The organism is Streptomyces torulosus, assembly GCF_001419765.1.
In the GTDB taxonomy this organism is placed as follows: domain Bacteria; phylum Actinomycetota; class Actinomycetes; order Streptomycetales; family Streptomycetaceae; genus Streptomyces; species Streptomyces torulosus.
This window is the reverse complement of sequence record NZ_LIRK01000513.1, coordinates 1-10,277: the sequence shown is the minus strand read 5'-3', so window position 1 is coordinate 10,277 and position 10,277 is coordinate 1. Positions and strand designations below refer to the sequence as shown.

9 protein-coding genes are annotated in these 10,277 nt (G+C 71.4%); 6 read left to right on the top strand and 3 right to left on the bottom strand.

What is annotated here, in order from left to right:
• Positions 1-186 precede the first annotated feature (186 nt).
• Complete coding sequence (locus tag AOK23_RS31575; protein ID WP_055715984.1) at positions 187-1,422, bottom strand: helix-turn-helix domain-containing protein; 1,236 nt, start codon at positions 1,420-1,422, stop codon at positions 187-189.
• 305 nt (positions 1,423-1,727) lie between these two features.
• Here AOK23_RS31575 and AOK23_RS31570 point away from each other — a divergent pair, with 305 nt between their 5' ends.
• The 3 genes from AOK23_RS31570 (at position 1,728) to AOK23_RS31560 (ending at position 4,786) form a co-directional block, all read left to right on the top strand.
• The gene (locus tag AOK23_RS31570; RefSeq protein ID WP_055715983.1) at positions 1,728-1,940 is read left to right on the top strand and encodes a hypothetical protein; all 213 of its coding nucleotides are present in this window, start codon (positions 1,728-1,730) and stop codon (positions 1,938-1,940) included.
• Positions 1,941-2,867: 927 nt separating this feature from the next.
• Positions 2,868-3,677, top strand: a complete 810-nt coding sequence (locus AOK23_RS31565) for a phytanoyl-CoA dioxygenase family protein (RefSeq protein ID WP_079049820.1) — start codon at positions 2,868-2,870, stop codon at positions 3,675-3,677.
• Positions 3,678-3,709: 32 nt separating this feature from the next.
• Positions 3,710-4,786: a polysaccharide deacetylase family protein gene (locus tag AOK23_RS31560; protein WP_055715982.1), complete on the top strand. Its 1,077-nt coding sequence runs from the start codon at positions 3,710-3,712 to the stop codon at positions 4,784-4,786.
• A gap of 103 nt (positions 4,787-4,889) precedes the next feature.
• On the opposite strand, the gene AOK23_RS31555 is transcribed toward AOK23_RS31560, so the two are convergent.
• Positions 4,890-6,167: an MFS transporter gene (locus AOK23_RS31555; RefSeq protein ID WP_055715981.1), complete on the bottom strand. Its 1,278-nt coding sequence runs from the start codon at positions 6,165-6,167 to the stop codon at positions 4,890-4,892.
• Positions 6,168-6,258: 91 nt separating this feature from the next.
• Here AOK23_RS31555 and AOK23_RS31550 point away from each other — a divergent pair, with 91 nt between their 5' ends.
• Together AOK23_RS31550 and AOK23_RS31545 are read left to right on the top strand one after the other, a co-directional pair.
• Complete coding sequence (locus AOK23_RS31550) at positions 6,259-7,452, top strand: glycosyltransferase (RefSeq protein ID WP_055715980.1); 1,194 nt, start codon at positions 6,259-6,261, stop codon at positions 7,450-7,452.
• Between the two features lie 119 nt (positions 7,453-7,571).
• Positions 7,572-8,825 (top strand): D-arabinono-1,4-lactone oxidase, encoded by a 1,254-nt coding sequence (locus tag AOK23_RS31545; RefSeq protein WP_055715979.1) that lies wholly within the window; start codon positions 7,572-7,574, stop codon positions 8,823-8,825.
• Between the two features lie 84 nt (positions 8,826-8,909).
• Here AOK23_RS31545 and AOK23_RS31540 read toward each other — a convergent pair whose 3' ends face one another.
• On the bottom strand, positions 8,910-9,902 hold the full coding sequence (locus AOK23_RS31540; RefSeq protein ID WP_055715978.1) for an aldo/keto reductase: 993 nt from the start codon (positions 9,900-9,902) through the stop codon (positions 8,910-8,912).
• 139 nt (positions 9,903-10,041) lie between these two features.
• Between AOK23_RS31540 and AOK23_RS31535 the strand changes: the two genes are divergently transcribed.
• On the top strand, positions 10,042-10,277 hold a 236-nt coding region (locus AOK23_RS31535; RefSeq protein WP_157878212.1), incomplete at its 3' end, for an SDR family NAD(P)-dependent oxidoreductase.

Genomic DNA, 10,277 nt, shown 5'->3' with positions numbered 1-10,277 from the left:
CCCCCACACCCCCACTGCACCCCTCGACCGCAACGGCCCGCCGGACCATCCGGCGGGCCGTAAAGGCGTGTACACCCACGACACGACAACCCCGGCCTCCCCGCGCCGAGGTGGGCGGCGTCGGAGAGGCCGGGGTGGGGCAAGCCAGGGAAGGGGAGGTACGCCGGTAGGGCTCGAAGTCGCGGGTCAGGAACCCGCGTTGTTGCGCGCCCTGCTGGCGTCCTCCAGGGATTCGGCGAGGATGCGCCAGATCTCGGCGGCCAGGTCGATGTTGGACTGCTGACGGGCCTGCTCGCCCAGCTCCTTCAGCCGGTGGATGCCCTCCGCCTCGCGGCCCTCCAGAAGCATCAGGCGGGCGTCGAGGATGTGGAGCCGGACCTGGTCCCGATAGGTGAGGCGCAGTTCGTCGCTGTGCAGCTGGTCGTGCAGGGCACGGGCGTCCGCGTACCGGCCCTCCTCGAAGGCCAGATGCGTCTGCAGGGTGAGGAGTTCCTGGCGCAGCACCGGCGTGCCGACCAGGGCGAGGGCGCTGGCCGCCTCGTCGAGGCAGGCGCGGCCGCGTTCGGTCTGCGGGGGTGTGCTCTGCAGGTGCAGGGAGGCGGCGGCCAGCCGCAGGCGCGCCCACAGCGTCAGATCGACGCTGCTGTCCAGTTCCTTCATGGCACGTTCGAGGTAGTTCCGCGCGACCTCGTGGTCGCCCTGGCGGAACCGTACGGTGGCGGCCGACCACAGTGCCTCGGCGGCCAGCGGATCGGACCGTCCCTCGACGAGCTGGACCAGTTCGTCGACGTGTGCCCGGGCGTCGGGCAGCCGTCCGGCCTCCGCTTCCACGGAGACCAGCGTGAGCAGTGCGCCACCGGTGTCGGTGACGGACAGTCCGGCGCCCTTGGCGAGCTGGTAGGCGTTGACGGCGATGCCGAGCGCGCGCGTCACCTCACCGGTCGAGCGCAGCGAACGGGCGAGCTGGGAGCCGGCCCTGCACTGCAGTTCGGGCAGGGCGAGTTCGTCGGCGACTCGGGCGAGCTTCTCCAGGCAGGCCTGCTCCTCGTCGCGTCGGCCGCGGCGCTGCCAGTAGCGGGAGATCAGCCACAGCGCCTGCCAGCGCAGGAACGGGGCCTCCTCACGGACCTGGCCGAGCACGGCGATGAGGTTCTCGATGCCCTCGTCGCCGTCCGTGGACGTGGCGATGGACAGGGCCTGCGCGAGGGAACCTCCGCTCGGCGGGGTGTCGAAGGCGGAGCGATCGACACCCAGAACCTGGGCGAGGTAGGTCACCACCCGCTCCGTGGGCTGTCGCGCGCCTGACTCCAGACGTGACAGGTAACCGGTGGAGATCTCCTCGCCCGCGAGGGCGGCCTGCGACAGACCGCGCTCCACTCGCAACTCTTTGAGGCGTCGGCCGAAAGTCGGCTGTTCCAGCATATAAGTCTCACTATCACTTAGCGTGCGGTGACAGGTATGCGGCTCCACCTCCCCCGCGACTCTCGGCGAGCAGCCAAAGTACTGATCTACCTGGGAGTCTAGTGCCAATCGGACCGACTCAGCAAGCAACTTGCCCACCTCCTTGCCAAGGCATCCGGAAGACCCCCTTCGACTCTTGGCACGCTCTTGTCAATCTCAGGCAACTTGTTGCCAAGCGTCGGGCGGGCCGGTTAGGTTGGGATCGCTTCGGGTTCCACGGAACCTCGAAGTCCGCACCCACCTGTGTTTTCGCTAGAGGAGCTGTTATGCACAAGCGTTTCCGCACCGTGTCCGTCGCCGCCCTCTCCGTGATCACTCTGGGGGCTCTGCCCTCCGTCTCGCAAGGGGACATCGACTGGCCCAAGCAGGCGAGCGCTGTCACCCATGCCGCCGGTAGTGACGGCGGTATTGACTGGCCCAAGAAGGAGAGCGCTTTCTCTTCTGCCTCTGCTGGCAACGAGGACATTGACTGGCCGTAACCACGGCCGGATCGCGCCCACACCGTCGCCGCCCACGCAGGGTGAGCACTCAGGGAGCCCGCAGTCCCTCGGAGCCGGGACGCCGGGATGACAACGATGCCGACATGGGGCCCCAGCGGGCCGTATGCCCGGGCCTCACTCCGCGTCGACCGCGCGACCTGGATTCCCCTTCCCAACCCGGCCGGGGACGCCTGATGTCATATGTCAGGCAAACTTGTGCCTCCCGACCCGTTCCCGTCCCGTCGGCCGCTGTTCCCTCTGCTGCCCGAAGACCGGCAGGACAGCGTCAAGCGGCCACGTTCCGGCCATGCTCATCGTGCCGGCGCGTCCGGCGCCCTCGTCGGTCAGGCACCTGAGCGGCCGTCAAGCCGTCGTCCTGTCGTCCCGCGCCGTACCGCTTCCCTGAACACCGACGTACGCGCCGCGGATGCCGGCATCTCCGTGTGCCACGCACCCGCCGAGTACGTCCCTCGCCCAAGTCCCCTTCGTCGCGGACCTCTTGGAGGCGGGACTCCGCCGGGGAGCGACGGGCCCGTGCTGACTGCATCCCAGGGGATCGCGCCTGACGTGATCGCACCGACGACGTAGCCCGCACCCCATGTGCTCGTGCCCCCGGCGGCTTCCGACCCGGGCCCTGGTCCCCGACGGCCGGGTTCCCCGGGCGCGTCGGCGTCCGGTGTCCACCGCGGCGTCCGCCTCACGAGCGCGGCGACCGTGTCACCGCGCCTCGGCCGCACGACGCCCGGCTCTCCCCGGAGCGCCCCGCCCCGTCCGCCGGCCCTCACCGGCGGACTCGGCGTGCCCCGGTCCGGAGGCGGCGACCGGGCCCCTCTCCCGGATCACGTGACAGCACTTCCCACGGCCGGGACCCGAACCAGCCCCCCACACATCGCCATCCATCAACACCGCGAAATGGAGAGCGCCTTCATGACTCCGCACCTCACCCTCCCCCTCGAACGGACGTCGTCGCTGAGCGACGAGCAGATCGAGTCGTTCGCGCGGCTCGGCTATGTGATCCTGCCGGGCTTCCTGCCCGACGGCCTGGCCTCCCGGCTGCGGAACGAGGCCGACCACTGGGTCGACTCGGGGCTGCGGGAGAAGTCGATCGCCTCCTGCGTCGACCCCGTCACCCACGGCCTGCCGCCCGTCATGGAGCTGGAACTCGCGGCGCACGGCGAACTCCTCACGTACGCGCCGCTGCTGGACGTGCTCACCCAGCTGATGGGCCCGGACTTCGTCTTCCACCACCTGCACAGCGACCGGCAGAAGCCCGACCTGCCGGGCAAGGACTGGCACCACGACTACGAGCAGCGGCCGCAGACCGACCGCCGCCACACCATGATCCACACACTGCACTACCTGGACGGCCTCGACAGCGACACCTCCTCCCTGGTCGTGCTGCCGGGTTCGCACCTCGACGTCGCCGAGAAGGACGCCCGCGCCCGCCTGGGCACCGCCGAACTGCCGGGCGAGGTCGTCATCGACCACCTGCCGCCCGGCTCCACCGTCGTCGTGCACTCCGCGCTGTTCCACGCCCGCCGCGCCCTGCCCGGCGGGCAGCGCGGCAAGGACCGCTACTTCGTCGACGCCTCGTACTGCCAGGTGGGCACCGCGTGGCCGCCGGTGAAGCCGTACTGGCGGCACATGCTGCGGCGCGCCCGGGCCCTCGGCCTCGACCGGGGCCGGCCCGAACTGTTCGCGGAGCGCCACTTCTCGGAGTACGTCAGGTCCGTGTGAACCCCCGCCGTCACGATCGGAGGAGGAACCCCATGCTGTACGCGGGAATCGCCTGGGACGCGGGCGGTTACGAGATCGAGGTGGTGGACGAGTCCGGTGCGGCGGCCGCGCCCCGGGCGCGGTTCGGCGCGGACCGGATCGCCGACCTGGTCGGGCACTTGCGTGGCCTCGGCCAGGAGCGGCTGGTCACCGTGGTGGAGAGCACCAACGGGATACTCGACGGCCGACTCATGGCCGCCGGCCTCACGGTGTTCCGGGCCGACCCCCATCTCCTGCCGTCGAGAACGGCGTTCGGGTCGGCCCCGGCCGCCGCGATCGCCCGGGCCGCCGCCGGAGCCCCCTCGGCCCTGGCCCGTCTGGTCCGTACCCGCGGCACCCAGACCGGCCGGGAGCCGGAGCTGGAGGCGTGGATCGCGGGCACGACGTCCGAGGTGGCACGGCTGACCGCCGACGGTCTTCTGGTGAGCCACGGAGGGCGCGACCGCAAGGAGATCGCGCTCACCTTCGACGACGGGCCGCAGCCGGGCAACACCGAACGCGTCCTGGACGTCCTCGGACGCTACGGCGTGCCGGCGACGTTCTTCTGCGTCGGCATGAACGCCCGCGCCCACCCGGACATCCTGACCCGGATGCGGGAGCAGGGACACGGGTTCGGCAACCACACCTGGTCGCACCCGTTCCTGCCCGAGCTGACGCGTTCCCAGCTCACGGAGCAGATCGAACGCACCCAGGAGGCCATCGCCGAGGCGTCCGGCGGGCCGGCGCCGACCCTGTTCCGGCCGCCGTACGGGTCGCGCACCCCGGAGGTCCTCGGCTGGCTCGCCGAGTCCGGGCTGACGACCGCCCTGTGGGACGTGGTGCCCGACGACTGGTCGATGCCCGGCACCGACACCGTCGCCCGGGTCGTGCTCGACCAGGCGCGGCCCGGCTCCGTCGTCCTGCTGCACGACGGCGGCGGCGACCGCTCCCAGACGGTCGACGCACTGCCCGTCATGATCGAGGGCCTGCTCGAACGGGGTTACCGGTTCACCCGCCTGGACGCGATGACGGCACCCACGGATGACGCCGCCGGGCAGGCACCGGCTGCGGTCTCGTCAACGCTCGCGTAACGGGACGCACGGGCCCGGCGGGGCGACCGCGCCGCCGGGCCCCGCGCCGAAGGGGCGGTACGGCTTATGGCCGTACCGCCCCTTCCTGTCGGGTCGTGCGGGGTCACACCTTCCGCAGCCCCGCCGCGAGCGTCACGACCAGCAGGACGAGCAGCCCGGCGAGGGTCGTGCGCAGCCCGAAGGCGCCCGCGAACCAGCCGACGAGGACCGGGCCGATCAACAGGCCGCTGTACGTCATGGTGTTGACCTTCGCCAGGGCGTGCGCCGCGCTCCCGGCATCCAGGTCGTCGCCCCCGTGGCCGACGGAGCTGAAGATGACCGGCACGAGCACGGAGAGCCCGAGACCGAACAGCGCGAAGCCCACGACGGCGGTCACGGGGCCGGGCGCGAGCACGACGACCGTGAGACCGACGACGGCGATGGCGCCGCCCCGGTTGACCAGGGCCCGCGCCCCGAACCGTGCGTGCAGTCGGTCGCCGACGAGCCGCCCGCCCGCCTCGCAGGCGCTGTACGCGATATAGGCGAGGGAGGCCGTGGCGAGGGTGGCGCCGAGCTTCTCGTGGAGGTAGACGCCGCCCCAGTTGCCGACGACACCGCTGCACACCAGGACGACCGTGCCGGTCAGCCCGAGGAGCAGCAGCCGGGTCGACCACCCGGACAGCACACCGGCGCGGGTCGTCGTACCGGTGTCGCGCTCCTTCGCCTCACCCGCCGCTGCCTTCCCGACGCGATCGGTCCTGGCCGGGAGCAGAGACCTGCCCGCCACGAGGGCCAGCGCGACCATGGCCGCGCCGACGGCGGCGTAGTGGGCGGTGAGCGTGAGGCCGGCCTTGATGGCGGCGCCACCGAGCAGGGAGCCCACGGCCGAGCCGATGCTCCACGCCGCGTGGCAGCTGTTCATGATGTGCCGTCCGGTCTCCTTCTCCACGGCGATGGCGTGGGCGTTCATGGAGACGTCGATCAGACCGTCGGCCGCACCGAACACGGCCAGGACGACGACGAACCCGAAGACGGAGTTCGCGGAGGACGGCGGGACGAACGCGACGAGCGAGAGCGGCAGCGCGAGGGCGGCCACCCGGACGACGGGCGCGCTGCCGAACCGGGCGACCAGCGAACCCGTCGCCTGCATGGCCACCAGCCCGGTCAGGATGGGCACGATCAGCAGCAGGCCCAGGGCGCCCTCGGACAGCCCGAATCCCGTCTTCCACACGGGGATCTGCACGAAGTAGCTCGCGAAGACGAACCCCGTCAGGAAGAACGGCGCCATCGACGCCCACCGCAGCCGTCGCACGCCCGGCGCGTCGCGCACCGCCCCGCCCTGCCCGGCTTTCGCCGTGTTCTCCTCGGTCTCCTCGACCGTGCCGTTCTCTGTCTCTGCCATGACTTCCACCTCGTCGAGCGACTCCGAAAAGCTTGCTGACTATTCAGGCACAGTGTTGCCAAGTTAGGCAACATTGGGTCACACTCTCGGTATGGATGACTTGAAATTCAGTGTCGTGATCCCTTACAAGCAGCGGCTGGACAACATCCGCCTCGTCCTGTCGGCGCTGGCCGAACAGACGATGGACCACCGCGACTTCGAGGTCCTCATCGGCGCGATGGAGTACTCACCCGAATTCGTCTCCGTATGCCGGGAGTTCACCGACCGACTCACCATCGTCTCGACCCTCTCGGCGGACGACTGGAACCTCTGCAAGGCGAGGAACCTGGCGATGCGCCAGGCCCGCGGCCAGGTGACGCTCATCCTGGACGCCGACATGGTGCTGCCCACCCGCTTCCTCGACAACCTGTACGAACGGCACTACGCGCACGGCCAGAACGTGTGCGTCGTCGGGCAGATGATCGGCTACGACGACGTGGTCGAGACGGACGTCGAGCACGTCGAACTCGCCCCCTTCAGCCACTACCGAGAGGTCCTCGCCGAGCTGGAGGCACGGGACCACGTCGTGATGGACGACCGCTGGAACGCCGACAACACCTCCGCCTTCCACCGCTTCCCCTGGGTCTACGCACGCGGCGGACTCGTCGCCGCCCCCACCGCGACCATCCGGCGCCACGACCTCACCTACGACGAGGGCTTCCAGGGCTGGGGGCCCGAGGACCAGGAGTGGGCGCTGCGGGTGGCCCTGACCGGCACCCCGATCGTCCTCGGCGAGGAGGTGTACGGGCTGCATCTGCCGCATCTGCGCAGCGTCCAGGACAACGGTCGCACCGCGCAGCGCAACAACCGCTACTACCTGGCCAAGTGGCCCCGCCTGGAGCTCGAGCTCGCCCTCTCCTTCGGCTGGCAGGAGACCGCCCGCGTCCTGCCCGACGTACGACGCGAACTGGAGGCCGCTGTGGCGGGGTTCGGCCCGCGCCACGCCCTGGGAACCGTGCGCGGCACGGTGAACGGCAGGAGTCTCGTGGTCGTCGGCGCGGCGGTCGACCCCGCCACGCGGACCGCCGCACCGGACGTCGCCGCCCTGTTCGACACCCACGCCGAGCTGACCGTGCTGCCGCTCGCCGGTTTCGCGCTGCCCCACCCGGACGGCGACGCCGACGAGTGCCACGTCCTTCCCCCGGTGGCACGGCTGAGCCCCCGCTACCGGGACGCCGTCCTGCGCGAGGCCGACCGCGTCGCCGTCAAGGTGTCCTCCCAGATCGACCGGGGCCCGACCGCGTAGCCGAGACGGAACCAGGCCGGGGCAGAGCCCGCCCCGGCGCGATGCCCCACTCGCCGCGCGCCGGCTGAGCGGCGATCCGCGCGGCGCGGGTACCACGACCACTGCTGATCGGAGTACTCATGACGCTCGACACGGCCACCAACTGGGCCGGGAACCTCACCTTCGGCGCCACGCGCTGGCACCGCCCGCGCAGCGTCGACGAACTGCGCCGCACCGTGGCGGACAGCGCCCGCATACGGGCCGTCGGCAGCGGCCACTCCTTCAGCGCAGTCGCCGACACCAGAGGCGACCTGGTCCGCCTGGACGCCCTGCCGCCCACCATCGACCTCGACCCGGACGCCTCGACCGTCACCGTCTCCGCGGGCCTGCGCTACGCGGACGTCATCTCCGTCCTGGAGCGTGCCGGGCTCGCCCTCGCCAACCTGGCGTCGCTGCCGCACATCTCCATCGCCGGCAGCGTCGCCACCGGCACCCATGGCTCCGGTGACACCCAGCGCTGTCTCGCCGCGTCGGTCCGCGCGCTGCAACTGGTCGGCCCCGAAGGCGATCTGGTCGAGCTGAGCCGGGACGCGGACCCGGACCTCTTCCCGGGCGCGGTGGTGGCGCTCGGCGCACTCGGCATCGTCACCCGGCTCACCCTCGACATCGAGCCGAGCTACGCGATGGCACAGCGCGTCCGTGTCGCCGTCCCGCTCGACGAGGTGGCCGCCCACTTCGACGCGGTGTCCGGCGCGGCCCACAGCGTCAGCGTCTTCACCGACTGGGGCGGGGACGAGGCCCAGGTCTGGCTCAAGCGCAGGCTGGACCGGCCCGACAGCGGCTGGAGCGGCGGCCGCCCCGCCGACCGGCCGATGAACCCCGTACCGGGTATGCCCCCGGAGTTCAGCACCGAGCAACTCGACGTGCCGGGCCCGTGGTGCGAACGGCTCCCGCACTTCCGGCCCGAGCTGACGCCGGGCGCCGGGGAGGAACTCCAGTCCGAGTACTACCTGCCGCGCGCCGCCGCCCCCGCCGCGATCGCCGCTCTGCGGGGCCTCGGACAGCGCCTCGCTCCCGCCCTGCACATCGCGGAGGTGCGTACGGTCCGCGCCGACGACCTCTGGCTGAGCCCGGCGCACGGGAGGGACTCCGTCACCTTCCACTTCACCTGGGTCAAGGACCTGGCCCGCGTCCAGCCCCTCATCGCCGACGTCGAGGACGCCCTGATGCCGCTCGGCGCCCGACCGCACTGGGGCAAGTTGACCGCCCTCACCCCGGGGGAGATCGCCGCGCTCTACGAACAGATCGGTGCGTTCGCCCAGTTGGCCCGCAAGTACGACCCGTCCGGCACATTCCGCAACGACTTCACGGACGCACTCCTCGACACGGTCTGAAGTCCCGCCGCTCACGACGGTGGCCCACGGGGATCTCCCCGTGGGCCACCGTCGTGAGCCTGGGCTCCTCATCAGGCCCCGCTGTCACCAGCGGTCGTGCACCAGGCCCCTGATCCGGCGGTCGTAGAGCTCCTCGACCGCCTTCAGGGTCAGCTCCGGCAGCGCGGGCAGCCGCGCCGCCTCGGAGTTGGCGCGGGCCTGCTCGGGTGTGCGCGCCCCCGGGATCACCGAGGTCACCCCCGGTTGCTGCACCACCCAGCGCAGCGCGGCCTGCGCCGGTGTCGCCCCCTCGGGTACGAGCGCCGCGAACTCTGCGGCCGCCTCGACCCCCACCTCGTAGTCCACGCCGGAGAACGTCTCACCCACGTCGAACGACTCACCACGACGGTTGTACGTGCGGTGGTCGTCGGCGCCGAACAGTGTGTCCCGGCGGTACCGGCCCGACAACAACCCGGAGGCGAGCGGGACGCGGGCGATGATCCCCACGCCGGCCTCCCGGGCCGCCGGCAGCACCCGCTCCAGCGGCTTGCGCCGGAACGCGTTGAGGATGATCTGCACACTGGCCACATGCGGCCGGGCGATCGCGGCGAGCGCCTCCTCGCACGTCTCCACGCTCACCCCGTACGCCGCCACGCGTCCCTCCTCGACGAGGGTGTCCAGGGCGTCGTACACCGCCCCCGAGGAGAAGACGGGCGTGGGCGGGCAGTGCAGCTGGACCAGGTCGAGGGTGTCCACGCCCAGGTTGGCTCGTGAACGGTCCGTCCAGGCACGGAAGTTGTCCAGGGTGAACTCGGCCGGGTCCTGCCGGGCGCGCCGCCCCATCTTCGTCGCCACGAGGATGCGGGCGGCGCGGTCGGGCCCGAGCTGCCCGAGGAAGGAACCGATGAGCCGTTCGCTGCGCCCGTCCCCGTACACGTCCGCCGTGTCGAGGAACGTCACCCCCGAGTCCACCGCGGCGTCGAGCACGGCGAGGGCCTCGTCCTCGTCCACCTCGCCCCAGTCGGCGCCCAGTTGCCAGGTGCCGAGCCCCACCACCGAGACGTCGCGACGGATCCTGCGCATCTCCCGCTGTTCCATGAGAACCACCTTGTGAGCCACTGTCGTGGAAAACTGTTGCCACCAGTCTGGCAATTGACTTGCCAATCCTCAATAAGTGGAGTCAACTTATTGCCAAGCAGTGCCCGTGATGGGCAACCCTGGACAGGAGGCGGCGTCGATGCACATCGCTGGAGCGACAGTTCTGCTCACCGGCGCGACGGGAGGCATCGGCCGCGCCCTCGCGCACCGGCTCGCCCGGGCGAACGCCACGCTGGTGGTGACCGGACGTCAGGCCGGTCCGCTGGAGACCCTCGCCGCGGAGGTCGGCGCCCGCGCCGTCGTCGCGGACCTCTCCGACCCCGACGACATCACCCGACTCGCCGACCTCTGCCCGGACGTCGACGTCCTCGTCGC